A 21,451-nucleotide genomic window follows, 5' to 3' on the forward strand; every position below is an offset into this window, starting at 1 on the left:
CCTCTCAGGCGATCCGGGTGGCGGGTTACTCGACCGGGTTGGCCGCGCGGTAGGCCTCGGGGGTCAGGCCCATGGCCTTGCACACCGCCAACTCGGCATCGGAAAGCGCGCCCTTGGCCTTGTCGTCGCCCTCGGGCGGCTTGCCGCCGGTCTGCGGGCCCTTCAGAGCGGCGATGGAAGGCGCGCCCTCCAGGTGCGCCTTGCAGGCGGCCAGGCCCTGGCCGCGCAGCCAGTCGGCGGTGGCCTTCCCGGGAATGCGGCCATCCTTGAGGCCGGTCTCGATCAGGCCGTCCAGCTCGGCGGTATCGCCGTTGGCCTTGAGCGCCGCCAGCTGGGCGGTGGTCTCCTCGAACACCGCCTTGGGCACGTACTGGCTCATGTCCGGGGTGGCGGGCGTTCTAGCCTTGGTCTTGAGCGCCGCCACGACCGCGGCCGCGTCGTCGCCCTCGCCCACGTCAAGGGCCTGGCGCAAGGTCTTGGCGGTATCGGCCTGGGCCTTGAGGGCGGCCAGGCCGGTCTCGATCTGCTCGTCGGTGGCGTCGGCCACCAGGCCGAGCAGTGCAATCAGCTTTGAGCGGTCCACGGTGGGAGCCTCCTTGTGCTGTGGTGCGGCAGACGCCCGACGGGCGGCAGCCAGGACGGCATCGCCATCGCTGATGGCGGGATTGTTGGTCAGTGACAGATGCAGCAGATCCAGCACGGCGCCGCTCTTGGCGTCGTACGGGAACACGGGGGAGAGGTAGCGGTATTCGCCACCTTCGATCATGGTGCGGGCACGCTCGGTCCAGCTCACCGCGCCATAGAGACCATCGTCACGCCATTCCAGCGAGTGCGGGTCGACCCAGCCGGCCGCGGGGGCCGGCTGGCCGTTGCTCTCGCTGAGCAGGGTCTGATGCTCGTAGTCGATAACGATGTCGGTGGCACGGTTGGCCGCCAGGGCGATGATCGCCGCGGCGCCCTGGGCATCCAGCCGCCAGGGCCCCTCGCCCGCCATCGAGCCGCGCGGGGCGTCGAAGGTGCCGGCGGGGATCAGGCGCGTCTCGTACTCGCTGGCCTGCACGCGCAGCGCGCAGGCCGCCACCGGCCGGGCCGGGTGGGCCGCCGGGGTGGAGAGCGCGGCCAGGGGTGAGGTGGAGCGTTGCGTGGTCATGGGCGCAGCATGGCGCCCGTGAACCGGGGGGAGGATTTAAAGCGTATTGGGAGTTTCGGCGGGGGTGTTTCAGATAGCGCTAGGGGGTGTCAGCACCATATGACCGTCGGCCTCGGGTGGCAATGCCCCGCCTCGCGCTTCTAACGCGGGTCTAACGGCTGTCGCCGGGAAAACACGGGCCAGCGTAGCGGATAGCGGCTCAGAGGGGCTTATAGGGCCTTACATGCGGCCGGGCTGTTCAGCGCCTCTGCGCGGGATAGATCCTAGTGATCGTGATGTACTTGGGTACCAGCCTGGACTTGTTGATGTCATGCCGATAAGTGACGGTCGCATCGACATGAACGTCAGGGCGATGGGTGACCGAGTCTACATCGACACCGTCCGCGAAATGCAGGCGCAGCCGCTTTTCGCCGATCACCGGCATGATGCCCCACCAACCTGACTCCGTCTTGTCGCGATCCAACGCACGGATCTGCACCAGGGTGTCTTCATAGTCGATGTCATGCTCCTGGGCGTTGAGATCCGCATCGAATGGAATCTCGCTGACAGCCTCCGAAGGTATCGATATCGGAGATGACGCTTCCTCAGCATGAATTGAGGCATTCGCGTGACTGGCGATCGGCCTAGCCACGTCAAGCGCGGAGCGCGCAAGCTCCTTGCGATTGCCCCCTGCCGCGAATGCAAGTGCCTCGCGAAGGTCGTGCTCCGAGACATCCATGTTTTCAGCTGTGATCGTGATGATGGTGTTGTGGTTGCCCTGGATGCTTGGGGCATCTTCCTTGAGGAAGTCCGTGACCAGATGGTAGCCCTCGCTGATCAGCAGCAAGGCAAACAATCCAGCCAGTCCATACTTGAGAGGTTTCCCCATGGGGTGCTGCTCCAGGAACTTGAGCAAGGCTGCCTGCTGATCTGGTGTGCTGAGAAAGACCATCAACACCAGCGCTTCCAGCAAGCTGCCAGACTCGATCCGTTCGACGCTGAGCTGATGGGTGTCGATTTCGACGCCACTTAACTGGCTCAGCATTATCGGAATGCGCTTGGCCAGCTTCTCCATCGCGACCAGCGAATCCGCTACTTCCTTGATGGCTACCGGCTCATCGGTCTTGAAATAGAGCCTGAGCGGCATGGCCACGCTGTATTCTTCGTTCCCTGCATTCTCTACCACAAGCGCCTCCTGTCGTTTCACCAAACGTTAGAGGTCTCAGGAGGCTGAGGCAATGAAACGTTAGCCGCGCATCAGGTGCCGCTCGAGGATGGCCAGGATCGGCTGCTCGTCCTCGCTGCCGATGCCGAGCCAGGGGCGGGCCTGGATGTCGCCCCAGGGGATCGGGCCACCCCGGGCGGTGGTGCCGAAGGCGCCCTGCCTGGCGCCGAACTGATGCACGGCGCCATACACCCGGTCGGTACCGAACAGCAGCTCCGTGGCGCTCTCCTGATAGCGCAGGGTGTCGCGCAGGTAGCCATCGAGCACCAGCACACGGTCGGCGTTCTTCTTCTTGCGGGCCTTGGTGACGTCAGACAGCGGCGCCCAGGGCGAGCCATCCGGGGCGCGCTGGGCGTCCCAGCGGTCGCGGTGGGCCATGTCCAGGTATTCGCCGATCTCGCGGAAGGCGGGCTGGGGGGCATCGATGCGATGGGCCAGCTCGGCCAGGGCGCTGAGCACCGGACGGGCGTCTAGCTCGATCTGCAGGCGGGCACCGGCCATGGGTCACTCCTCCTCTTCGCCGCGACGGTAGAGGCGCACGCCGTGGCGCCACTCGCCAAGGCGCTCGCTGTCGCCGGCGACCACCGCGGCGGCCCAGCCGGCGCGGCCCCACTCGAACAGCACCGCACGCTCGCCCTGGTCGTCGGCCAGCCACGCCAGGTAGCGGCGGCGCAGCAGCCAGCGCTCGGCCTCCTGGTGGTAGACCAGCGCCGTCCAGATCTCGTCGGGCGCCTCCAGCGCTTCGCCCAGCAGGTGCAGGCTGCCGGCCAGGGCGCCCAGCCGGGGGGTGGCCTCGTCGCCGAACAACTGGCGAGAGATCGGCAGGATCTCGCCCAGGGGGTCGGGGTGGAAAGCGGCTTGATCCGGCGCGGCTCCGAAGCGGGCCAGGAAGGCGGCGACCTCAGCCTCGGGGCCGTCGGCAGCCGGCGCGGCCGGAGCCGGCCGGGCCGCCGGGGGCATGTCGGGGGCCGGGCGATCGGGCGCCTGGCGGGCGGAGGCCAGCGGTGCCTCCAGCCGGCGCGGCGTGATGCCGCGCAGCCGCGCCTCGCCGGGGCGATGCTCGAAGCCGGGGTCGATGCCTACCGGCACGCGCACACGGCGGGGGCTGGGGCCATTGGCGCCGACGGTGCGCTCCTCGTACTCGATGGGCGGTGGCTCGCGGCGCACCTCCAGGCCCAGGCGCTCCACGTCGTCCTCGCTCAGGGTGTACTTCTTGCAGCTGCAGCCCCAGCCGTTCTGGGGCGTCCACACGTCCCACCAGGGATCGTCCAGGGGCACCACCCAGCCATCCTTGTCGAGATGGTGCGGGCGCGGGTCGCGGCTGCCACCGTGGCGGTAGAGCCCGTAGGGGCGTGCGCGTCGCAGCTCGGGGTCGGCCATCTGCGCCTCGCGGCCGGCGGCATAGCTCTGGCGCAGGTTGGTGTCGTAGATGACCCGGCTGCGCCAGCCGCGGCTGCCGTTATAGGCCCAGCCGTGGCGGGCGACGATGGTGTCAAACTCCTCGCGAAACTGCGCCAGGGTGCGGCCTTCGCTGATGGCGCGGTCGACCGCCTCGGCGAAGTCTTCGACGATGGCCTGGCGGTTGGCGCCGGCCACGGCGAAGGCCTGGTCGTTCTCGCGACCATAGACGTCCGTCCAGGCGCGGGTCGGGATCGGTACCCGCTCGCGGAAGGCCTCGATCTGCTCGCGGAACGGCAGCGAGCCGTACTGCTCGGCGGCCATCAGTCGTCCTCCAGGATGTCGTAGCGGCCGGCCAGATGGGCGGCGGCCAGCGCCTCGGTCATCACCTCGGCGAACTCATCGGCGGGCAGCTCGGGCATCAACTCGACCAGGCGGTCGCGCAGCTCCTCGAGGCTCTCGGCCTCGTCCACCGCCTGGCGAATGCGTTCGGTCCAGGGCTCCAGGGCGGCATCGCCCTCCTCGCGCAGGCGGGCCAGCTGCAGCTCGGGCGCATCCTCGCCGGTCTCGCGGCCATCCTTGCCCACCGCCAGGGCGGCCAGGGCACGGCGGGGTGCTGGCGCCTTGAGGGCCGCCGGGGCGCCGCCCTGGGCGAACGGATCGGCGGGCTGGGCGCGGGGCGTGAGGATCTCCTCACCCTCGCCGGCCTCGGGGATGCCGCTCTTCTCGTGGAACCACCACTTGGGTATGCGCGCGCCCATGTCGACGAAGGTGGGCAGGGTGTCGGCGAGCTGTTTGAAGTCCTCGGTCTCGCCCATGTCGAGGTAGAAGCGCGGGGCGCGGTTGGGCTTCTCGATGCCGAAGTTGAGCGCGGCCATCGGCCACAGGATGGCGCGGCGGATGGTGCCGGCGTACTGGCGCACGTCGGAGCGGATCAGCGACGCCTGACCGCGCTCGTGCACGTTGCCGAGCGCGTTGGTGTTGGTGCCCTCGCCGGTGCCGCTGGTCAGCGTGCCGCCGAGGATCGCCTTGGCCTTGGCGCGCTCGCACCAGTCCATCATCTGCTTGTAGAGGTCGGCGCTGGTGCCCTTGCCGGCGGCCTCCTGGAATTCGATGGCCATGCCCTCGGGGATGATGCCGCGGGCATCCTTGCCCATGGAAACCACGGCGCGCAGCAGCGTGGCCTTCTCCTTGTCGGTGGCGTTCTTGGGGAACTTGCCCACCACCCCGGGCAGGCCGTAGACCTCCAGCAGCTGCGCCAGGTCGCCCAGGGCGTAGTTCTGGAACAGGTAGGGCCAGGCGAGCATGCGGTGCAGGCCCATGCGCGCCACGTAGCCGGCCTTGGCGCGGTGGCGGTGCTGCACCCAGCCCAGCGGCCACAGTTCGGCGCCGGTGGCGCTGTGGTCGCGCAGGGTGATGACGTTCTGGTCGTGCGGGTGCAGGCGGAACCAGGAGTGGGGGCGCAGGATGGGCTGCTCGATATAGCGGGTGGCGCCGTCGCGGCTCCAGGGGAGCTCCAGGTTGGCCCAGCCGTGGCCGATGCCCTGGCCGAGATCCAGGATGAGGTCCTCCACCTCCAACGCCGAGAACACCTCGGCGGCCTGATCGGCGGCACGCTTCTCCACGGCGCTGGCGCCATCCGGCGGCACGATCTGCCACTCCAGCTCGGCGGCGAGCTGGCGGCGCTTGCCGAGGTCCGCCCCGATCTGGGCGTCCTTCTCCTCCATGTCGTCGAACAGCTCGTGCTGGGCCTTGAGCTGGCCCTGCTCGGCCTCCTCGAGGATCTGGTAGAGCCTGGCCGGGGTGAGCCCCTTGCTGGGGTGCTCGGCGAACTCGCGCTTCAGCGAGCCGATGCGCGCGGTACCGGCGCCATCGTCCTCGTCGGTCTGCTGCTCGCTGAGCGCCTGGTGGCCACCGCCCCACAGGCGGCTGATGAGTCCTCGAATGGCTACCATGCGCCACCTCCCCAGTCGGTTGTTAGGTTGTCGTCGTTATCGTCGGCGAAGGCCCCGCCCGGGCCACGCGGCACCGGGATGAAGTCGATGGCCACGGCGTCGGACAGCGAGGCCGCGTGGGCCAGCACCAAGGCGATGGCGGCATCGCCGTGGCGATCGCCTTTCGCGCCGGTCTTGGCATCGGGCAGCTTGGGCACGCCCTTGATCACCTCCAAGGCGCGCAGGTCGTCGCCGGTGTCGCGGTCGCGGGGGATCTCGATGCCGGCGTCCTCAAAGGCGGCCTTGAAGGGCGGCATGTTCTCCAGGTACCAGCCCTGGGTGAGCATCACCGCCTCCACCGTGCTGCCGTAGCGCTCCACGGCTTGCTCGGCGAGGTACTGGCCGTTGCCGCGCCCGTCCAGCTTGCCGCCGCGCAGCCGCGGCAGGCGGTCGACGATGAAGAACAGCACCTGCTCCTGCTGCTTGAAGGGCACGTTGCGCAGCTCCACCAGGAAGGGCACGCGGCGCACTAGGTGGGCGGTGATGGCCATGGGCGCGATGACGGTGAGATCCCCGGAGCGACCGAAGTCCTCGCCGAAGACGTGCTCGTCGCGGCGGTCGAGCGCGGCCAGCAGCGGGGCCAGCTCGCGCTGGCACCACTCCTCCACTTCCAGCGCCCGGTAGCGCTCCGGCACGGCGTTGAACTCGGCACTGCCCTCGAAGCGCAGTACCGGGGCCTCGACCATGCGCGCCTCGATCAAGGCGCGGCTGAGGTAGGCCCCGCCGCCGCTCTTGGGCACGCAGTAGTACTCCTCGAGGGCGTCCTCGCGGGTGGCGGTGTCGGCCAGCAGGTTGGCCTTCCACTCTTCCTCGGCCTCGGGGCTCCACGGCATGCCGCGCACCTGGCAGATGCGCTGGTAGAGGCCCTGCTCGCAGGCGTCGTCCAGGGTGACGCGGTGCACGCTGTAGCGCTTCTTGCCGGCACGCGAGTCCTGGATCAGGTCGTTGAAGAGGTTGTCGACGCCGTTGTGGGTGCTGATCAGGCGCACCTTGGCGCCCCACATGGTGAGGGCCAGGGCGGCCTTGAGCACCTCGGCCAGCTCGGCATGAAAGGCCGCCTCGTCGATGGTGACGTTGCCCTGGCGGCCGCGCAGGTTGCTGGGGCGGCTGGACAGCGCCTGAATCTTGAAGCCGCTGGCGAAGTGGATGTTGAAGGTGAGGATGTCCTTGTCCTCGTCGTGCAGCACCTCCTCCTGGATGGCGCTGGCGGCCCGATCGAACGCCTTGGCCCACATGGCGCAGGCATCGATGAACTCGATGGCCATCTCCTTGTTGGAGCCCACGTAGAAGTGGTTGGTGCCGCCGGCGTTCCTGGCCGCGCTGGCGGAGAGCACGGCGTCGGCCGCCTCGCCCCAGGTCAGGCCGGTGCGGCGGCTCTTCTCGGCGATCTTCAGCGGCGAGGGGTCCTCGATCCAGGCCTTCTGGTAGGGCAGCAGCACGGACTCGGGCAGCACGGCGGTCATCAGGCGATCCCCAGGATGTCGCGCTTGATGGAATCGATGGCCTCGCGGCTCATTCCCTGGCTGGCCATGGCGCCCTCGGCGGCGTCGGCGGCCTCGCGGGCGACGTCCTTGCGCAGGGCCTGGGCGTACTTCTTCTGGGTGATGGAGAGCCGGCCGAGGCTGTCCAGCGCCTTGGAGACCTTGCCCAGGTGGTGGGCCGCGGCATCCGGCTCCATCTCCATCTTGCGGAACTCCAGCGAGATCCTCAGCAGGTGCTCCTGGACCATGCGCGCGGTGGCGTCGATCAGGTGGCCTTCCTCGTCCTCCACCGCATCCGCCATGGCCTTGGCCATCTCGGTGGTGCGCCGCACGCTGCCCATGGCGTCCTCGAACTCCTCCTGGAGGTCCTTGCCGTAGCGGTGCACCGAGCTCTTGGAGATCTCGTGGCCTTGCTCATTCAGCCAGGCGGCGAGCGCCTCGTAGCCCTGGAAGCCGGTGGAGACCAGCCGCTCATTGAGGGCGTCGCGGATCTCCGGCGGCAGATCAAAGACCTTGTTGCGCGGGGGCATGGGCGGTTCCTCAGCGGATGCCGGGGCGCGGCTTGGCCACCCCAGGCACCTGGGCGAGGCCCTCGGCCACATCCGAGCCGCGGGCGGTGAGGGTGACGATCCAGCCGGCGCGGGGCTGCTGGGTGATCACCAGCTGCTGTTCCTCGAGCCAGGCGAGATCCCCATGCAGGCGGTCGCGGCTGACGATATGCGCATAGGCGCCCTTCAGCTCGTCGTGGAGGCTGTACTCGTTGGTGGTGTACTGGTTGCGGCGTGACAGGATGCGCAGGATCACCAACCGGCGCCCCTCGGTCTCGAAGTCCTGGAAGTCGGTGCTCATCGTGCGTTCCCCTTCTCCGTGAGCAGGTATTCATGCAGGCGGCCCAGTAGCGCCGTGGTGCTCTGCATCTGGGCGCTGATCTCGGCCATGCCGCGGCTGATGGTGGCCATCTCGCTACGCAGCACGTCGATCTCGGCGTAGCCCGGGCGGCTGTCGAGCGTCTGCTCGATGCGCGCGATGTGCTTGTCGACCTGGTCGATGCGGCCGTGCACCTCGCCCAGGGCGGCGCCGGTGGCGCGGGTGCGGTTGGTCCACCACACGTAGATGGCCACCCCGCCCATGAACAGGGCGGAGAGCAGGTCGAACAGAAAACGGGCGGCGGTCCAGTCGATGGCTCCCATCATTCCCTCGGCTCGTCGGTTGTCGGTTGTTGGGCGTTAGAGGCGCATGCTTCGGCATGCGCTCTAACGCTTTCCAGGCGACGCCAGCCGCGCCAGCCCCAGCGGTGCAGTTCGATCAGGTAGGCGGCCACGTCACGTTGGGTGATCTCGCCCTCCGGCCGATCCGGCCCCGGCTCTTGCCCGGTCATTCCCGCCGGGGCGGCGCACAGCACCGGGGTCGGCAGCGGCGGCTCGGGCGGCGGCGCCTCGCGGGTGGCGCAGCCGGCATTGAGGAGCATCACCATGAAGAGCAGCAGCCAGGGCACCAGAGGCACCCACCTGGCCGGCCACTGATTCCAGCCCCAGGTGGAATACAGCTGCAGGCCGCCGCCGACGATGAACATCGCCAGGTAGAGAATCAGCTCAATCGGCATGAGGTAGCGCCTCCAGGGCCTGGCGCAGCACCGGGGCTACGGGACCGTCATCCTCCGCCGGGGCCTGGCGGATGCGCCGGCGGATTTCGCGATAGTCGGCATCGCGCGCGGCCAGGGCGGCCTGCAACTCGGCCAGCGCTGACTCGGCCTGGCGGGCACGCTCACGGGCCTCGCCCAGCTGTGCCATCACGCTCAGGGTGTGGGCCTGCCAGCGCTCGCGGCTCGCCTCCAGCGTTTCTACCTGCTGAGCGAGTGACTGGCGCTCTTCGACCCGGGCCTCCCAGGTGGTCACGCCCCACCAGCCCAGCCCGCCAACGGCGGCCAGGCCGATGATCGCCACCCACACCCAGCCGGGGACCAGCTTGCGCACCAGGCTCAGCATGGGTTGCCCCCGGCCCAGCCGGCGCGCACGTAGCGCGGGGTCAGGGTCAGCAGGATGCGGCGCACGTAGCCACGGTTCTCGCGCTTGGCCCAGCCGGCGCGGTTGGTGTAGCGCTCCACATGGCCGAACCAGCGGGCGGCATCGTCACCGGCGGCGGCGGCCAGGCGGCGGTCGCGGTTCACCCAGCCGAGCCCGCCGTTGTACGCGGAGAGCGTCATTGCCCAGCGCTCGCACTGGTCGGCGGTGCCGGAAAGGCGATTCCAGTGGAACTTGTTGTAGCGGGCCTGGGCGCGCATCGCCCAGCCCGGCGAATAGGGCGCGGCGGGGCCGAGATCCGGGTAGAGCTCGGCGATCCAGGCGCTGGTGCCGGGCATGAACTGGCTGAGCCCCTGGGCGCCGATGGGGCTGTTCACCCCTGGCCGCCAGGCGCTCTCCTGGTGGATCTGGGCGCCATGCACGGCCACCCGGCCATTCATGCCCCACTCCTGCTGCACCACGCGGGTGAGCTCGCGCTGGTAGCGCTCGGCGCTGCCGGGGATGCCTTGGGCGTAGGCCTCGTGACAGGCGGCCATGCCGATCGCCACCAGCAGCAGCAACGGCGCGATGCGCGCCACACCCAGCAGCCAGCCCGCTACGGCCACCAGGCCGACACACAGCAGCCAGCCCACCGGGCCACGTTTCTCCAGCCAGCCGGCCAGCATTCGGCGAGGGGCAATCATGACGGCCTCCGGGTGTGGCGTAGCACGCGGCGCGCCAGGTCGTTGAGGCGCTGGGCGCGGCGCAGGTCACGGGCCTCGGTGGCGGTGGCCAGATCCTCCACCAGCACCTGGCCGAGCTCGATCATCAGGGCGCACAGGCGCGGCTGGAGCTCGGGGTCGAGGCGTTCGAGATCCGGCAGCGGGCCGGCATCCGGTGCCGGCGGGGTCTTCACCTGGCTCTCGCCCATCGGAGCGCCGACCGGAGCGTCGGGCATGGGTGGTGAGTGCGGGGAGCCAGTGTCGGAGTGTAGGGAGCTAGGGGCCGAACTCGGGTCGCAGTGTAGGGAGCTCGGGGCGGAGTGTAGGGAGCTCGGCTGACGCTTGCCCTGGTTGAGCTCACGCAGCTCGGCGCGGCCGGCCTCGGTCAACGAGACCCCGCTGGCGCCGTTCTGGCGGTGGCACTCGATCAGCTGCGCCTGGCGCAAGGCGATCAGCTCGGTGGCCACGAAGTCACGCTCCGGGCGGGTCTTGGCGTTGGCCGCCACCTCCACCAGCCACACCGGCATGGGGCCGGCGCGGTCTGCGGTTTCGGCGGCGATGGCCGCCAGCACGGTGCGCCGATCGAGGGCCACGTTACACCCCCAGCCCCAGGGCGATGATGGCGGCGGCGATGATGATCGCCCGGCGCAGCATCAGCATGGCGGGGTCCATCATGCCCTCCTCGACCATCAGCGGCAGGTAGTAGTCGCGGGCATCCGGCGGGGGTGGGTCCAGGGCATCGCCCGGGCGGGCATAGGGGAAGATCGAGCGGTCGATCCAGTAGCCGAGGTAGGCGCCGAACGAGAGCTTGGTCAGGCTCCACAGCAGCACGCCCAGCTGGTGGGGATAGAGCAGGCCGACGATGGCAGCCATGATCAGCGCGGCGACCAGCCAGGGGCCGACGCGCAGCTTGTCTCGAAGGTGGGTAGAGAGCGTGGGGAGCACGGGACACCTCGCCTGTGGGATGAACTCGCTTTAGGAGTTCAGGCTAGGGGCTTCCCGTTGGAACCCGGCAATCAGGCATCTTACGAAAACGCCCCGCTCGATGGCGGGGCGTGATGGGGGTATTTAGCGCGATCGCGGGCGGGCTGTAAAGCTGGCTAGATCGAGTCCAGGAATGCCTGGATGTTGTTGCGGAGCTGGTTATTCTCCTTCAGGTCCATGCGCCGCATCTGGCCCATGGCCATCTGGGTCTCGGCATGTGGCTGTGCCACCACGCGGTAGGCGCCCTCGCTGTTGGCGATGGTGAAACGCAGCACCACATCAGGCTGGGTGGAGTAGCTGTTGCCGATCATAGCCCAGGTCATGATGCCGGCTGCGCCGTCGATCCGTTGGCGGCACACCACCTGGGTCTCGGTCGAGGTCTCGATCGAGAAACCGCGGTCCAAGCAACGAGAGACTATCTTGTCGCGGATCTCCTCGCCGTTGAGGTGTGGAATCATCGCTTCGGCGTATCCCGACCGCGTCGCCTTGTTCACCGGCGGGCCTGATGCACATCCCGCCAGACTGGCGATCAAGATGATAGCGGCGATTGTCGTTGTTCTCTTCATGCCCCTGTTCCCCTCAGGCCTGGTGTTCAAACAGCTCTGGCTGCACTCTCCGGCGCGCCAGCTTCCTCTGCTCTGCCAGTATGGCGTAGACCTGCACCTCCGTCAGGTGTGCCCAGGCGGCCAGCTCGGAGATGTTGCTGCCGTCGAAGCGCTCCCATAGCTCACGGTCGCGCAGGGCGCGGTCCAGTGCCTCGCCCTTGGGGATATAGAAGCTGCGGCCGCCGGCGAACTGGCTGAGCGCGCGAACCGCCACGAAGGCGACTCGGCGGGCCTGCTCGCGGCTGGCACCTCGGCGCACCATGGCGGCCTCGATCACCATGATCATGTCGGTGAGGCCCTGGGGCCACTTCTTGAGCAGCTCAGGATCCTCGAGGCGCTCCAGGGCGTCTTCGGGGATCGCGAAGCCGAGGTCCAGGTTGTCATCACTCATCGGGGTACCTCTCGTGCCGCTTGGCATCGATGATCAGCGCCTGCATCAGCCGCTGGAGCTGGTCGTCGTCGAGCCAGTCGACTCGCTCGACCTTGAACATGTGCCGGGCCATGCCGTCGACGTAGCCCCAGGGGCGGCCGGCCTCGGCGAGCATGGCCTCGATCTTGTCCATCACCCGGGCGCGGCTGCGTGGCGGGCGCGGCGCCTGGCGGCCCGCCTTCTTGGCCGGCTGGGGCACGAAACCCAGCCGCCGGAACTCGTGGAGCACGTTGCCGACGTTGCGGTTGGTGAGCTCTTTGGCACTGCTCACCCCGGCGGTGCACGCCAGGATCGCCCGGTATTCGTCGTCGCTCAGGCCGAGCTGGGCCTTGGCGATATGGATCTGGGCGAGCTTGCCTTTGCTGATCATGACGTCACCTCTTCGCCTTCGCTGTCGGTGAAGGTCCAGGAGGGGGTCAGCTCCAGGCGGACAAACAGTGGCTTGAAGCATCCAGGGCAATCGAACTCCCCTTCTTCGCCATCGCTTTCCGTCGGGAATTCACATCCACTTCTTCGATGCCAGATTTCCTCGGCATCAAACGGATACCCGCAGTGAGGGCAAACAGGGAATCCACAGCTCATGACGTCACCTCTTGTTTCTTCAGCTCGAGGTTAGGGAAGTGCTTCTTGAGGTGGCTGATCAGCGGCCGGGGGCTTCCCCAGCAGGGGGTGACGGCCACGGTGCGCAGGGCGGTCATCTCGTCGGCCTTCTTCTGGCCGAAGATCTTCTTCAGCTCCTTGTACTGCTTGAGCGGCCAGGCGCGGCACTTCATAGGGCGCCAGAAGCGGCCCTCGGGGTGCTCCGGCTGGCCCTGCTCGTCCACGCTCCACCACTGGCCCTTGATCCAGCCGTCGACGTAGACCTGGATCACTAGCTTCTCGCCGTCGAGGCGCTTCTGGAGCGTCACCTCGTGGCCATCGGCCATGATCGTCGCGCATCCGAACACGCCCTTGAGTTGCTCCTCGAGCTGCTGCCACTTGTTCACACGTCACCTCGTTGGCTGCTCATCAGGCCCGGCGCACCACCGCCGGACGACGCCCACCCATGGGTGGGCGTTTCGCTTACGGGTTGGGGTAGAGCTTGTAGCAGTGCACCGCACGGGCTGGGTCGCTGTTGTCGATGCCGGCGAAGCACAGCTCGCAGGTGCCGCGCTCGGCCAGCTTCTCAGCCAGGCGCTCGGCGGCCTGGCGGTGCCCGGCGGTGGCGCTGGCACGCTTGCCGGCGGCGCTGGCGGTATACGTCTGCGTGCTGAGCCGCACACGGATCAGGATCGGCTCGTTCATTGCGGTCACCTCAGTGGTTGTAGGCACGGGTGGGGTGCAGCGGCTGGCCGCTGGCCTCGGCGATCTCGCGCAGGTCGGCGAGCTGGCGGTTGATGGCGTCGATGCCTTGCAGCGCCAGGGCCTGGGTGAGCATGGGGGCGCGGAAGTCCAGCGCCTCTCCGAACTCGGCGGCGACCATAACGCCGGCCTCGCCCTGCTCGATGGTGATGGTGCAGCGGGGCCCGAAGGGCCCCTGGGTTGCGGTGCTCATGTCACACCTCCTCACACGTCGGCGATGTTCAGGCTGATGGGCAGATAGCGGCCCTTGTCGTCACGCTTATATATGCGCACATAGCTCTTGGAGCCGGTGACCTGGACGGCGTCGGCGATGGCATCCATGGCGCGCAGCCAGCGCGGGTCCTGGATGTTGAGCCGGCGCAGGCCGAGCACCTGGCCGGTGCGGATGTTGCCGGCGCTGTCCACGCGGAAGGCGTCCTGGACGATGGTGGCGATCTCGGGCCGGGCGTCGGCGGTCCACTCCTTGAGGCACTCGTCGATCAGCCCCTTGGCGGCCTGCAGGCGCTCGTCGAAGGTGATGTGCTCCTGGATGGCGCGGATCACCTTGTACTGGCCGTCGAAGCTGGTGAGCTGAACGTTGCCCTTCTTGCCGCCGATCTGGACGTCGTACTCCTGGGCGCTGGTCTCGACGAAGGCCTCGATCTCGGAGAAGACGTCACCCTTGAAATCGCGCAGCTCGTCACGCAGCTCGCAGGCGCGGTCGACGATGGAGAGCACAAACTCGTCGCGCAGCTTGTCGATCTCCTTGATCTGGTCTTCGGGTACCAGCCGGCCCTTGGCGTCCTGGCGGAAGCCGTCGGGCACGCTGTCGGCGATGGGGGTCTTGGCGTTCATGGTCAGGCTCCTCGCTTGGTGAAGTTTGATTGGCCACCGCGCGGGAAGCGGTGGTGATGCAGCGGTTCGATGAAGGCGCCGTTGCGGCGCGGCAGGTGGGCGATGTCGCGCTCCACGGTGGCTTCGGCGTGGCGCCACTGGGCGATCAGCTCGCGCCAGCACTGGTAGTTGGCGGGCAGCGCACTGGGCGCGGTGCTGGCACCGGCGGGGGCCAGGCCGGTATCCCAGGCCCACCACAGGCGCAGCGCGGCGGCTTGCTGGGCGGCCAGCAGCGGCTCGGGCTCCAGGGCCAGGCGCTCGCAGCGCTCGGGGTGGGCCAGGTACTGCTCGAGGCTGATGCCGTGCTGCGCCAGGCGCAGGGCGATGAAGCGGTCGGCGTAGTGGTTGATGACGGCGTCGCTATAGGTCCGCATGGTGGGCCTCCAGCAGTTCGCGCAGGGCGGTGTGGGTGTAGGCGCATCCGCAGTGCTCGATGATCAGCTCCAGGTCGCGACGCGGCAGGCTGACCATCTCGCGGTCTTGGCGCTCGCCCAACTGGCGGATGGCCAACACCGGGCGATTGCAGTGGGCGCAGCGGTGGTCGAGGGTGAACTCGGCGCTGCCCAGCGGGCCGCATTCAGGGCAGGCGTAGCGCGGGCGGTAAGCGATGCGCGGGGCCTGGTAGGGGTTGCGGATGATGGGTTGCTCGCTCATGACTCGCCTTCCTCCGGGCGCGGCGCGCCTTGCAACAGTTGGCTGATGGAGTGCTTGCCGCGGGCCTTGCCAGCGGGCTTCTCGCTGGCCTGGCGCTTGCCACCCTGGCGACGTTCGGCCAGGCGCTTGTGCTCGGCGAGCACGTCTTCGGTGCTGCGCTCGCGCACGGCGGGCGAGGCGTTAGAAGGCGGCGCGCTGGCCCCGCTTCTAACGGCCTCTTCCTTGCGCTTCTCGGCTTCGGCGTCGAGCCGGTCGGCTTCGCTGGCGACGATCTCGAACAGGTAGCCGTGGCCGGAGAGCGGCAGCTTGCTGGGCGGGCGCTCCAGGAGCTTGTCCAGGGCGGCGATCCAGGCCTGCAGCGGTGCCGGGCGGCTGATGCCCTTGCGCTCGATGCGTCCGCTGACGATCACGTCGCGCAGCTCGGTGAGCAGGCGCACCGCCTTGGCCCCGGCCAGCGCCCGGCTGGGTGGCCGATGCAGCCCCAGGTAGCGCACCACGCGGGGGCCAAGGATGGCGGGGATCTCCAGCGCCGCGGCCAGCGCCTGGTTGTGCTCGCCCTGGGTGACGAACGCCGCCAGCTCGGCGGAGAGCCCGCACTCGGGGCAGATGCCGCGGATGGTCATGACTCACCTCCCTTGGCGTCCTGCCCGCGACCGTTCTCGCATTCCGGGTTGTGCGGGCAGCCCTGGCAGGTGCGCCACACGCGCATCGCCATGGGGTTGTGGGTGGGGGCCGGACGGTCGCGGAACTCGCGGCAGGCCTCGGCGCTGATGCGCTTGCCCTGGGCGGGGCAATCGCGGCCATCCAGGGCGGCCAGCACACGGCGTTCGATGCCGGCGGTGCTGGGGCTGGAGTAGTTGTTGGCCAGGCACAGCGACACGGCGGTGCGCGAGATGCCGATGCGCTTGCCGGCCTCGGTGCGGTTGCTGGCCTGCACCTCGCTGGCCAGCAGGCGGATCCAGCGCGGCGGCTCGGGGCCCCAGGCGGAGAGATCCACCGGACGAGGGTTGCGGGGACTCATTCGGCACCTCCTTCCACGCTGGGCTCGCGGCTGTACACCACCTCGCCAAGGTTGGGGTCGAACAGCTGCTTGACGCGCTGGATCATCGGCGGGCGCGGACCGCTCCAGCGGCTGGGCACCAACCGGTAGCGGGCGGCCACGGCGGGGCCGGCCTGGCGGGTCAGGCGCAGGTAGCCGGCGCGCTCCAGGTAGTGGCAGTACTCGACGGCACTGGCCTCGGCGACCGACACCCGGTGTGTGCTGGCGGCATCGGCTAGCTCGGCGGCACTGAACTCGCCGAGGATCTTGAGCGTGCGCCACAGCTGCTCGCGGGCCAGGCCCTGGGTGACGTGGCGGCCCTGCTTGGTAACCCGCGGGGCTTCCACGCCTACGTCGCGGGCCAGGCGATAGCGCACCGCCTCGCCGCTCTTGCTGGGCTCCGCCAGGCGCTCCAGGTAGCCGGCGCGCTCCAGGCCCACCAGGTAATCGCGCACGCGGCCCCTGGGGGTTTCGGGCGGTAGCACCAGCCACACGTCACGGATGGTGATCGGCTCGCCGGCCAGGTGCAGGCGGCGCAGGGTCTCCCACATGGCCTGGCGGTCGCCCTTGGGGCCCTGGGCTTCGAGATGGACGGGCTTGCGTGACATGCTCAGCCCCTCCGTGCCGGCGCTTGGCCGGTGTGGATGTCGCGATCGCCCCAGGTGGCGAGGTCGACACGGGCCCAGCCGTTGGCCAGGGCCTCGCAGTGGATCTGGTAGAGGTTGACCGCGACCCGGCGCAGGCAGCCGCGCACCCGGGTGTTGACCCGCTCGAGCAGGTCGGCACCGATCTCGATGTCGGGATAGCTCTTCTCGGCCAGCAGCTGCACGTCGTCGAGGCTGGCTTCCTGCGCCGGCACCCACTCCAGCACCCGGTTGTGCAGGCGCTCCAGACGCTTGCTCATGGCGGTGGGCACGTGTTCCTCGCCGATCAGCACCAGGGTGCCCTGGCTGGCCTCGTAGAGGTCGGTGATGATGTTGGCGGCGCTCTTCTCGATGACGTACTGGACGTCATCGATGATCAGCGGTCGGCCGGACCGACTGAGCTGCTCGGCGACCTGGTCGATCATCTCGTTCAGCGTCTTCATGGGGGTGATGCCCATCTCGCGGAGCATCGCCTGCACGAAGGCCTTGCGAGTGAAAGACTCCCGGCACTGCAGGTAGTAGGCGCGATGCAGGTTGGCGGTGTAGGCGGCGGACAGGCTCTTGCCCAGCCCGCTGAAGCCGTACATCACCGCGACCCCGGGCAGCTCGGGCGGCCGGTTCATCACGTTCTCGACGGCGGTGGCCAGGAGGCCCACGTTGGTCAGTGGTACAATGGCGTTGACGCTCATATCAGTCCTCACTTGCTTGGGTGTCATGGGCCATGCGCTTACATGGCCCGCCGGGTGCCGGGGGATTGCCGTCCCTCGGCATCCATCACGCGCTGGATGGCGCGGAATCCTGTCGTCTTCGGGTAGCTTTCCCACCACGTCTTCTCCTGCTCGCCGAGCACCTCGCCGGCGCGCTGGCGCGCGTCCAGCTGTTGCCACAGGCGGTAACGCTGGGTGGGGTCGCGGGGGATCTCGAAGCGCTCCGCCTGAGGCGCTGCCAGCTCACGGGCCTTGGCCCGGCCGGCCTCGAGGCGACGCTCGTCATAGGTGCGCTCGGTGGCCGGCTCGAGGGTGCGGATCTCGACGTCCTGGCCGGTGATGGTCTTGGCTTTCTTGACCAGGCGGTTGAGCTGGCCGGCCTCGCGCTTGTCGGCGGCGCGCTGGATCATGCTGGCGGGCATCGCCGGGGTGGCATTGCCATCGAGGATGGCCTCGCCGATCCACTCGCCCTCCAGGGTGAACACGCCCACGCGGCTGACGTCGCGGTAGTCCCAGGCCACCTTCACCTCGTCGCCGTGGAAGTCGGCCAGCTCGCGCAGGAAGTAGAGGCCACCGGCGAAGCGCACCTCGCCGCGGTGGGTCTTGCGGATCTCCTGCGGGCGCATCAGCGAGGCGATGACATCAGCGGGCGCGGTCAGCGCCTCGAAGCCCTCGGCCTCGGCGCTCTTCCAGGCCTCCATGGTGCTCTGGTGGCGACGCTGGCCGGTCTCCAGGTCGCGGATCTTGGGCAGCGCGGAATGCGGCCGATAGTTGTAGGCATCCAGGGCGGCATTCAGCCGGTCGTAGAACTCCTGGAAGGTGGGGATCATCGCCGGCTTGAGGCCTTCCTTGATCGCCTTGCGTGACAGCTTGTGCACGCGGTTGGCGGCCTCGGGGTCCATGTCGGCGCCGATATAGCTGGGCATCTCGCGGGCCAGTTTCACCAGGATGCTCTGGTGCGGGCGCTCAATGACTCCGCGGGCCTGAGAGTTGTAGGGCAGCGAGTGAGTGATGGTGCCGCCGAGACGATCGACCACCTCATAGACGCTGGCGTTATCGAAGCCGGAGCCGTTGTCGACGTAGAAGAGGTTGAACATGCCGACGCGGCTGACGGCGTCGCGCAGGGCGTCCAGGGTGGCGAGGGTCGACTCGGCGAGGTTGATGGCGAAGCCGACGATGCGGCGGGTGGCCCAGTCGATGATCATCGTGACCTCGGGGCGGAAGGCCTGGCCGGTCAGCGGGTTGATCACCTCGGCATCGAAGGTGTGGCCGTCGGCCACCCACACGTCGTTGGGCAGCAGGTGCTCGGTCTTGCGGCGCTTGAACGGCTGCAGGGCCTTGAGCTCGCGGGGGCCCATGCGGCCGCGCTCGCGGGCCTCGGGGCTGAGCTTGGCGAGGAAGCGGCGCACCTGGTGGATGCTGGGATGCGGGCCTTCGGTCTGCTCGACCAGCTGCTGGTAGGCGGCCTCGACGCTGGGCTTCTGCGGGCGCTGGTAGCGCTTGAGGAACTCCCCCGCCCAGGGCGGCATGCTCATGTCGGCGCGGCGGCGCTTAGGCGCGAGGCCGCGCTCGCCTTCCTTCTTGAAGGCGGAGACCCAGCGCTTGAGGGTGCGCTCGCTCAGGGTGCGGGTCTCGCTCTTACGATCGTTGGCGATCACCACACGCTCGGCGAGGTAAGGCGTTAGATCGCCGGCCTTCGCCAGGGCGACTAACGTCTCGATGGCCTGTTGCTGGCTGACCAGCTGGCTCATGCGCTCGATCTCGCGCACGAAGGCCACCCGGGCGCTCATCACGCGGCGCTGGGTGTCTGTGAGGCGCAGGGTGTCGGTGGCGACCTGCTGGGGCTCGGGTTCCGCGGCGATCGGGGCCGGCTCGGGCGCGGGGGCGTCGTCCTCGCCACGCGCCTCGTTAAGCTGACGAAGCACCAGGGCGTCGCGGGTCTCCCGCGGCAGCACCGCGACGTGGTACTCCAGGGCCTTGGTGCCGAGACGGCGCTGGCCTTCCCAGCCGTGGCGCTTGGCGAACGCACGAACGTTCTGCTCTGTGCCAGGCAGACCCGGAAGCCCGGCCAACTCCTTGGCGGTGAACCATTCGCGAGCTGAGAGGGAGGTCTTGCAGTTCATTCTTCTTCTCCCATCAGCCGTTTCAGCTCGCGCATGTCGGCCTTGAGCTGGTCCATCATCCGCTGGCGCTTGCCGTACTCCTGGGCCAGCGCCTCGCGGCCGTAGGCCACCCGCCCGCCGCGCAGGTGCACCAGCCAGTCGGTGAAGGCGTGGCTGTGGCACACCTCCTCGAGCAGCGGCACGCGGTACAACGGGATGTTGTGGTCAGCCCGCGCCGGTGAGCTCCAGGCGTCGAGCATGTGCTTGGAGACGTCGTCGCCGGAGAGTCGGCTCATCTGGGCGGCGATCTCGTGGCGATCCACCGGGGTGTCCTTCAGCACCACGCCCACGAGCTCGCTCACCTGCGCGGCATAATTGCCGCAGCCGGGCGTCGGAATCACCGGGCGGGGCACCTCGAACAGGTCAAACGTGGCGCTGTCGTGAACGCGGCGCATGGTCAAACCTCCTCGCCTGCTATACGCTGCGCGCGAGCGTTAGAGCCGCTATCCTTGCGGTTAGCGAGGCGCACCCTGGGGCTCGATTCGCTGCGGTTCGGCCGCTGCCGCGCTGGGGTGCCGTCGGCGTTCCAGCGCTCCGGCCAGATCTGCTGCGGCGTCAGCCCCAACAGCTTGGCGATACCCCGCTCCATGCGCGGATAAGGCCCGTACTTGGCGTTACCCATCGCCTTGTGGGTCACGCCCAGGGAGGCGGCCAGCGCGGTCATGGTCATGCCGCGAGAGCGGATCTGGTACTTGATCCACTCCCAGCGCTGCTCGGGATCTCGGGGAATGTCGGGCTTCATGGCGCTCTCTCGTCGTGGCTTGACTGCGATGTCTATCCGAGGTTTCGCCATAACCGTAGCGCAGAAAAATGGGCACAACAAGCATTTATCTGAGCGTTCTTTTCCGTTCTGGTCTTTTATCTGAGCAAGCGAGGCTAAATCATTGATTTCTAGACAAACGCATGACGAAGCCCAAGGAGCGTCTGATCATTCTTTGCGGAAGCATGGAATCGAACGCTTCAGAGAGAGGCTGGCTGTAGCGTTAGGAGATGAGAAGCCACGGGCATTTGCTCAGAGATCTGATTTCTCTGAGGGCTCTATACGCAGTTATTTGAGCGGGGATACCTATCCCGCCCTGGATAGGCTTCTTCGCCTAGCTTCAGACCTAGGTGTCGATCCGAGCTGGTTAGCTACCGGCCACGCAGAGAGAACACATTTTTTTCAAGAGTCTAGAGATGCGAGTGATAGCCACGAGGAGCCAGATGACTTCGCCTACATCGAGGGAATGACCACCACCAGCGAGGGTGTTGGTCGTACTTTGTACGCGGTCCGCCGCGATTGGCTGAAATCACGCGGTCTGGAGCCTACACATCTGCGCTTCCTAGTGACGCGTGAGGACGATATGGCGCCTACGATCAAACCTGGTGATCGGCTGTTATGTGAAACACTGATGCATCGTGCAGACAATGGCTCCACTATTGGCCTTGCTCCAGACGAGCTACCCTCTGCAGGTGGTATTTATCTGTTGCGTATTGGTGACAAGGGGCCCACAACCCTCAGACGCTTACGCTTAGATATGGGCGGCGGGTTGGTGCTTTCCGCAGATGCCGATGAAAGCCTGCACCTTCACATTCGGGACAAGGACCAGCTTCGCAGGACTCATATCCTAGCCCGCGCTGTGGCTCTCTGGCGCGATCTCTAGTCAGGGCCAAATACCGCACAAAAAGGGCCGCCTCATACCGAGACGGCCCTTTTCTTGTTTTGCGCCTATTTGGCACCGATTCGCTTGCCAGCTATCGCGTCCTGCTTCTCTCTATCCCCCTCAAACCCGCGTCATTCCTGAACTTCTCGGATCACATCTTCCCGAATAGCCGAAAATAGTCCCACACTTCGCCGCTCGCTCCCCTATGCCATATCTACTGCTAACCCACACATCGAGAAGGCCGATTCCTCCGGGAGTCGGCTTTTTTCGTGCCCATGACCCGAAGGTCATCGGTTCCCTCCCGTTTCAGAACCAGCGGTCCCCGCTACCAAATATCGAAGAAGCCGATTCCTCCGGGAGTCGGCTTTTTTCGTGCCCATGACCCGAAGGCCATCGGTTCCCTCTCGTTTCAGAACCAGC

At 67.9% G+C, this 21,451-nt stretch carries 32 protein-coding genes and 1 other RNA gene; 1 reads left to right on the forward strand and 32 read right to left on the reverse strand.

Annotation, left to right across the window (positions count from 1 at the left end):
• Nucleotides 1-25 precede the first annotated feature (25 nt).
• The 32 genes from RAN53_RS12340 to RAN53_RS12495 all read right to left on the reverse strand — a co-directional run bounded on the left by RAN53_RS12340 (nucleotide 26) and on the right by RAN53_RS12495 (nucleotide 20,130).
• Complete coding sequence (locus RAN53_RS12340) at nucleotides 26-1,150, reverse strand: phage protease (protein ID WP_305797109.1); 1,125 nt, start codon at nucleotides 1,148-1,150, stop codon at nucleotides 26-28.
• A gap of 238 nt (nucleotides 1,151-1,388) precedes the next feature.
• Nucleotides 1,389-2,315: a hypothetical protein gene (locus RAN53_RS12345; protein ID WP_305797110.1), complete on the reverse strand. Its 927-nt coding sequence runs from the start codon at nucleotides 2,313-2,315 to the stop codon at nucleotides 1,389-1,391.
• Nucleotides 2,316-2,375: 60 nt separating this feature from the next.
• Nucleotides 2,376-2,855, reverse strand: coding sequence for a phage virion morphogenesis protein (locus RAN53_RS12350; RefSeq protein WP_305797111.1), 480 nt, complete (start codon nucleotides 2,853-2,855; stop codon nucleotides 2,376-2,378).
• A 3-nt stretch (nucleotides 2,856-2,858) separates the two neighbouring features.
• Nucleotides 2,859-4,076, reverse strand: a complete 1,218-nt coding sequence (locus RAN53_RS12355) for a PBECR2 nuclease fold domain-containing protein (RefSeq protein WP_305797112.1) — start codon at nucleotides 4,074-4,076, stop codon at nucleotides 2,859-2,861.
• Nucleotides 4,076-5,707 carry a DUF935 domain-containing protein gene (locus RAN53_RS12360; RefSeq protein ID WP_305797113.1) on the reverse strand — a complete coding sequence of 544 codons (1,632 nt, stop codon included), beginning with the start codon at nucleotides 5,705-5,707 and terminating at the stop codon, nucleotides 4,076-4,078. The genes RAN53_RS12355 and RAN53_RS12360 overlap by 1 nt, the downstream gene beginning before the upstream one ends.
• Nucleotides 5,701-7,209: a hypothetical protein gene (locus tag RAN53_RS12365; RefSeq protein WP_305797114.1), complete on the reverse strand. Its 1,509-nt coding sequence runs from the start codon at nucleotides 7,207-7,209 to the stop codon at nucleotides 5,701-5,703. The genes RAN53_RS12360 and RAN53_RS12365 overlap by 7 nt, the downstream gene beginning before the upstream one ends.
• Nucleotides 7,209-7,757 carry a DUF3486 family protein gene (locus RAN53_RS12370; RefSeq protein ID WP_305797115.1) on the reverse strand — a complete coding sequence of 183 codons (549 nt, stop codon included), beginning with the start codon at nucleotides 7,755-7,757 and terminating at the stop codon, nucleotides 7,209-7,211. The genes RAN53_RS12365 and RAN53_RS12370 overlap by 1 nt, the downstream gene beginning before the upstream one ends.
• Nucleotides 7,758-7,767: 10 nt before the next feature.
• Entirely contained in the window at nucleotides 7,768-8,076 is a 309-nt protein-coding gene (locus tag RAN53_RS12375) for an ArsR family transcriptional regulator (protein ID WP_305797116.1), read from the reverse strand.
• Nucleotides 8,073-8,420 carry a hypothetical protein gene (locus RAN53_RS12380; RefSeq protein WP_305797117.1) on the reverse strand — a complete coding sequence of 116 codons (348 nt, stop codon included), beginning with the start codon at nucleotides 8,418-8,420 and terminating at the stop codon, nucleotides 8,073-8,075. The genes RAN53_RS12375 and RAN53_RS12380 overlap by 4 nt, the downstream gene beginning before the upstream one ends.
• Nucleotides 8,417-8,830, reverse strand: coding sequence for a hypothetical protein (locus RAN53_RS12385; RefSeq protein ID WP_305797118.1), 414 nt, complete (start codon nucleotides 8,828-8,830; stop codon nucleotides 8,417-8,419). Before RAN53_RS12385 ends, RAN53_RS12380 begins: the two co-directional genes overlap by 4 nt.
• A complete protein-coding gene (locus RAN53_RS12390; RefSeq protein WP_305797119.1) occupies nucleotides 8,820-9,212 on the reverse strand; it encodes a hypothetical protein in 393 nt (130 codons plus the stop codon). Before RAN53_RS12390 ends, RAN53_RS12385 begins: the two co-directional genes overlap by 11 nt.
• Nucleotides 9,206-9,931 carry a lytic transglycosylase domain-containing protein gene (locus tag RAN53_RS12395; RefSeq protein ID WP_305797120.1) on the reverse strand — a complete coding sequence of 242 codons (726 nt, stop codon included), beginning with the start codon at nucleotides 9,929-9,931 and terminating at the stop codon, nucleotides 9,206-9,208. Before RAN53_RS12395 ends, RAN53_RS12390 begins: the two co-directional genes overlap by 7 nt.
• Entirely contained in the window at nucleotides 9,928-10,542 is a 615-nt protein-coding gene (locus RAN53_RS12400; RefSeq protein ID WP_305797121.1) for a hypothetical protein, read from the reverse strand. The genes RAN53_RS12395 and RAN53_RS12400 overlap by 4 nt, the downstream gene beginning before the upstream one ends.
• 1 nt (nucleotide 10,543) lies before the next feature.
• Nucleotides 10,544-10,894 carry a putative holin gene (locus RAN53_RS12405; protein WP_305797122.1) on the reverse strand — a complete coding sequence of 117 codons (351 nt, stop codon included), beginning with the start codon at nucleotides 10,892-10,894 and terminating at the stop codon, nucleotides 10,544-10,546.
• A 155-nt stretch (nucleotides 10,895-11,049) separates the two neighbouring features.
• On the reverse strand, nucleotides 11,050-11,499 hold the full coding sequence (locus RAN53_RS12410) for a hypothetical protein (protein WP_305797123.1): 450 nt from the start codon (nucleotides 11,497-11,499) through the stop codon (nucleotides 11,050-11,052).
• Nucleotides 11,500-11,512: 13 nt separating this feature from the next.
• Nucleotides 11,513-11,929, reverse strand: a complete 417-nt coding sequence (locus RAN53_RS12415) for a Mor transcription activator family protein (protein ID WP_305797124.1) — start codon at nucleotides 11,927-11,929, stop codon at nucleotides 11,513-11,515.
• A complete protein-coding gene (locus tag RAN53_RS12420; protein WP_305797125.1) occupies nucleotides 11,922-12,338 on the reverse strand; it encodes a gp16 family protein in 417 nt (138 codons plus the stop codon). The genes RAN53_RS12415 and RAN53_RS12420 overlap by 8 nt, the downstream gene beginning before the upstream one ends.
• A complete protein-coding gene (locus RAN53_RS12425; RefSeq protein WP_305797126.1) occupies nucleotides 12,335-12,550 on the reverse strand; it encodes a hypothetical protein in 216 nt (71 codons plus the stop codon). The genes RAN53_RS12420 and RAN53_RS12425 overlap by 4 nt, the downstream gene beginning before the upstream one ends.
• Complete coding sequence (locus tag RAN53_RS12430) at nucleotides 12,547-12,954, reverse strand: hypothetical protein (RefSeq protein WP_305797127.1); 408 nt, start codon at nucleotides 12,952-12,954, stop codon at nucleotides 12,547-12,549. The genes RAN53_RS12425 and RAN53_RS12430 overlap by 4 nt, the downstream gene beginning before the upstream one ends.
• A 9-nt stretch (nucleotides 12,955-12,963) precedes the next feature.
• Nucleotides 12,964-13,032, reverse strand: an RNA gene (locus tag RAN53_RS12435) — hammerhead ribozyme type II.
• Entirely contained in the window at nucleotides 13,031-13,252 is a 222-nt protein-coding gene (locus tag RAN53_RS12440; protein WP_305797128.1) for a hypothetical protein, read from the reverse strand. The genes RAN53_RS12435 and RAN53_RS12440 overlap by 2 nt, the downstream gene beginning before the upstream one ends.
• 10 nt (nucleotides 13,253-13,262) lie before the next feature.
• Complete coding sequence (locus RAN53_RS12445) at nucleotides 13,263-13,502, reverse strand: hypothetical protein (protein WP_305797129.1); 240 nt, start codon at nucleotides 13,500-13,502, stop codon at nucleotides 13,263-13,265.
• 11 nt (nucleotides 13,503-13,513) lie between these two features.
• Nucleotides 13,514-14,143, reverse strand: coding sequence for a DUF3164 family protein (locus RAN53_RS12450; RefSeq protein ID WP_305797130.1), 630 nt, complete (start codon nucleotides 14,141-14,143; stop codon nucleotides 13,514-13,516).
• 2 nt (nucleotides 14,144-14,145) lie between these two features.
• Nucleotides 14,146-14,556 carry a hypothetical protein gene (locus RAN53_RS12455; RefSeq protein WP_305797131.1) on the reverse strand — a complete coding sequence of 137 codons (411 nt, stop codon included), beginning with the start codon at nucleotides 14,554-14,556 and terminating at the stop codon, nucleotides 14,146-14,148.
• Nucleotides 14,543-14,836, reverse strand: coding sequence for a hypothetical protein (locus tag RAN53_RS12460; protein WP_305797132.1), 294 nt, complete (start codon nucleotides 14,834-14,836; stop codon nucleotides 14,543-14,545). The genes RAN53_RS12455 and RAN53_RS12460 overlap by 14 nt, the downstream gene beginning before the upstream one ends.
• A complete protein-coding gene (locus RAN53_RS12465; protein WP_305797133.1) occupies nucleotides 14,833-15,459 on the reverse strand; it encodes a hypothetical protein in 627 nt (208 codons plus the stop codon). The genes RAN53_RS12460 and RAN53_RS12465 overlap by 4 nt, the downstream gene beginning before the upstream one ends.
• A complete protein-coding gene (locus tag RAN53_RS12470; protein ID WP_305797134.1) occupies nucleotides 15,456-15,857 on the reverse strand; it encodes a hypothetical protein in 402 nt (133 codons plus the stop codon). The genes RAN53_RS12465 and RAN53_RS12470 overlap by 4 nt, the downstream gene beginning before the upstream one ends.
• Nucleotides 15,854-16,483: a hypothetical protein gene (locus RAN53_RS12475; protein ID WP_305797135.1), complete on the reverse strand. Its 630-nt coding sequence runs from the start codon at nucleotides 16,481-16,483 to the stop codon at nucleotides 15,854-15,856. The genes RAN53_RS12470 and RAN53_RS12475 overlap by 4 nt, the downstream gene beginning before the upstream one ends.
• Nucleotides 16,484-16,485: 2 nt before the next feature.
• On the reverse strand, nucleotides 16,486-17,208 hold the full coding sequence (locus RAN53_RS12480; protein ID WP_305797136.1) for an AAA family ATPase: 723 nt from the start codon (nucleotides 17,206-17,208) through the stop codon (nucleotides 16,486-16,488).
• 38 nt (nucleotides 17,209-17,246) lie between these two features.
• Nucleotides 17,247-19,349, reverse strand: coding sequence for a DNA-binding protein (locus RAN53_RS12485; RefSeq protein WP_305797137.1), 2,103 nt, complete (start codon nucleotides 19,347-19,349; stop codon nucleotides 17,247-17,249).
• Nucleotides 19,346-19,783, reverse strand: a complete 438-nt coding sequence (locus tag RAN53_RS12490) for a hypothetical protein (RefSeq protein WP_305797138.1) — start codon at nucleotides 19,781-19,783, stop codon at nucleotides 19,346-19,348. The genes RAN53_RS12485 and RAN53_RS12490 overlap by 4 nt, the downstream gene beginning before the upstream one ends.
• A 2-nt stretch (nucleotides 19,784-19,785) precedes the next feature.
• Complete coding sequence (locus RAN53_RS12495; protein ID WP_305797139.1) at nucleotides 19,786-20,130, reverse strand: helix-turn-helix domain-containing protein; 345 nt, start codon at nucleotides 20,128-20,130, stop codon at nucleotides 19,786-19,788.
• A gap of 193 nt (nucleotides 20,131-20,323) precedes the next feature.
• Here RAN53_RS12495 and RAN53_RS16370 point away from each other — a divergent pair, with 193 nt between their 5' ends.
• The gene (locus RAN53_RS16370) at nucleotides 20,324-21,031 is read left to right on the forward strand and encodes an XRE family transcriptional regulator (protein WP_414842986.1); all 708 of its coding nucleotides are present in this window, start codon (nucleotides 20,324-20,326) and stop codon (nucleotides 21,029-21,031) included.
• The last annotated feature ends 420 nt before the right edge of the window (nucleotides 21,032-21,451 follow it).

The organism is Halomonas sp. SSL-5 (assembly GCF_030708455.1).
Lineage (GTDB): Bacteria > Pseudomonadota > Gammaproteobacteria > Pseudomonadales > Halomonadaceae > Halomonas.

What these genes read in the sequence shown, in the direction of transcription:
- RAN53_RS12350 (WP_305797111.1), bottom strand. Translation starts at nt 2,855, where the DNA reads ATGGCCGGTGCCCGCCTGCAGATCGAGCTAGACGCCCGTCCGGTGCTC.
- RAN53_RS12425 (WP_305797126.1), bottom strand. Translation starts at nt 12,550, where the DNA reads ATGAGCTGTGGATTCCCTGTTTGCCCTCACTGCGGGTATCCGTTTGAT.
- RAN53_RS12490 (WP_305797138.1), bottom strand. Translation starts at nt 19,783, where the DNA reads ATGCGCCGCGTTCACGACAGCGCCACGTTTGACCTGTTCGAGGTGCCC.
- RAN53_RS12355 (WP_305797112.1), bottom strand. Translation starts at nt 4,076, where the DNA reads ATGGCCGCCGAGCAGTACGGCTCGCTGCCGTTCCGCGAGCAGATCGAG.
- RAN53_RS12340 (WP_305797109.1), bottom strand. Translation starts at nt 1,150, where the DNA reads ATGACCACGCAACGCTCCACCTCACCCCTGGCCGCGCTCTCCACCCCG.
- RAN53_RS12460 (WP_305797132.1), bottom strand. Translation starts at nt 14,836, where the DNA reads ATGAGCGAGCAACCCATCATCCGCAACCCCTACCAGGCCCCGCGCATC.
- RAN53_RS12475 (WP_305797135.1), bottom strand. Translation starts at nt 16,483, where the DNA reads ATGTCACGCAAGCCCGTCCATCTCGAAGCCCAGGGCCCCAAGGGCGAC.
- RAN53_RS12465 (WP_305797133.1), bottom strand. Translation starts at nt 15,459, where the DNA reads ATGACCATCCGCGGCATCTGCCCCGAGTGCGGGCTCTCCGCCGAGCTG.
- RAN53_RS12495 (WP_305797139.1), bottom strand. Translation starts at nt 20,130, where the DNA reads ATGAAGCCCGACATTCCCCGAGATCCCGAGCAGCGCTGGGAGTGGATC.
- RAN53_RS12385 (WP_305797118.1), bottom strand. Translation starts at nt 8,830, where the DNA reads ATGCCGATTGAGCTGATTCTCTACCTGGCGATGTTCATCGTCGGCGGC.
- RAN53_RS12440 (WP_305797128.1), bottom strand. Translation starts at nt 13,252, where the DNA reads ATGAACGAGCCGATCCTGATCCGTGTGCGGCTCAGCACGCAGACGTAT.
- RAN53_RS12485 (WP_305797137.1), bottom strand. Translation starts at nt 19,349, where the DNA reads ATGAACTGCAAGACCTCCCTCTCAGCTCGCGAATGGTTCACCGCCAAG.
- RAN53_RS12480 (WP_305797136.1), bottom strand. Translation starts at nt 17,208, where the DNA reads ATGAGCGTCAACGCCATTGTACCACTGACCAACGTGGGCCTCCTGGCC.
- RAN53_RS12445 (WP_305797129.1), bottom strand. Translation starts at nt 13,502, where the DNA reads ATGAGCACCGCAACCCAGGGGCCCTTCGGGCCCCGCTGCACCATCACC.
- RAN53_RS12365 (WP_305797114.1), bottom strand. Translation starts at nt 7,209, where the DNA reads ATGACCGCCGTGCTGCCCGAGTCCGTGCTGCTGCCCTACCAGAAGGCC.
- RAN53_RS12410 (WP_305797123.1), bottom strand. Translation starts at nt 11,499, where the DNA reads ATGAAGAGAACAACGACAATCGCCGCTATCATCTTGATCGCCAGTCTG.
- RAN53_RS12450 (WP_305797130.1), bottom strand. Translation starts at nt 14,143, where the DNA reads ATGAACGCCAAGACCCCCATCGCCGACAGCGTGCCCGACGGCTTCCGC.
- RAN53_RS12420 (WP_305797125.1), bottom strand. Translation starts at nt 12,338, where the DNA reads ATGATCAGCAAAGGCAAGCTCGCCCAGATCCATATCGCCAAGGCCCAG.
- RAN53_RS12455 (WP_305797131.1), bottom strand. Translation starts at nt 14,556, where the DNA reads ATGCGGACCTATAGCGACGCCGTCATCAACCACTACGCCGACCGCTTC.
- RAN53_RS12395 (WP_305797120.1), bottom strand. Translation starts at nt 9,931, where the DNA reads ATGATTGCCCCTCGCCGAATGCTGGCCGGCTGGCTGGAGAAACGTGGC.
- RAN53_RS12370 (WP_305797115.1), bottom strand. Translation starts at nt 7,757, where the DNA reads ATGCCCCCGCGCAACAAGGTCTTTGATCTGCCGCCGGAGATCCGCGAC.
- RAN53_RS12380 (WP_305797117.1), bottom strand. Translation starts at nt 8,420, where the DNA reads ATGATGGGAGCCATCGACTGGACCGCCGCCCGTTTTCTGTTCGACCTG.
- RAN53_RS12390 (WP_305797119.1), bottom strand. Translation starts at nt 9,212, where the DNA reads ATGCTGAGCCTGGTGCGCAAGCTGGTCCCCGGCTGGGTGTGGGTGGCG.
- RAN53_RS12375 (WP_305797116.1), bottom strand. Translation starts at nt 8,076, where the DNA reads ATGAGCACCGACTTCCAGGACTTCGAGACCGAGGGGCGCCGGTTGGTG.
- RAN53_RS12415 (WP_305797124.1), bottom strand. Translation starts at nt 11,929, where the DNA reads ATGAGTGATGACAACCTGGACCTCGGCTTCGCGATCCCCGAAGACGCC.
- RAN53_RS12360 (WP_305797113.1), bottom strand. Translation starts at nt 5,707, where the DNA reads ATGGTAGCCATTCGAGGACTCATCAGCCGCCTGTGGGGCGGTGGCCAC.
- RAN53_RS12470 (WP_305797134.1), bottom strand. Translation starts at nt 15,857, where the DNA reads ATGAGTCCCCGCAACCCTCGTCCGGTGGATCTCTCCGCCTGGGGCCCC.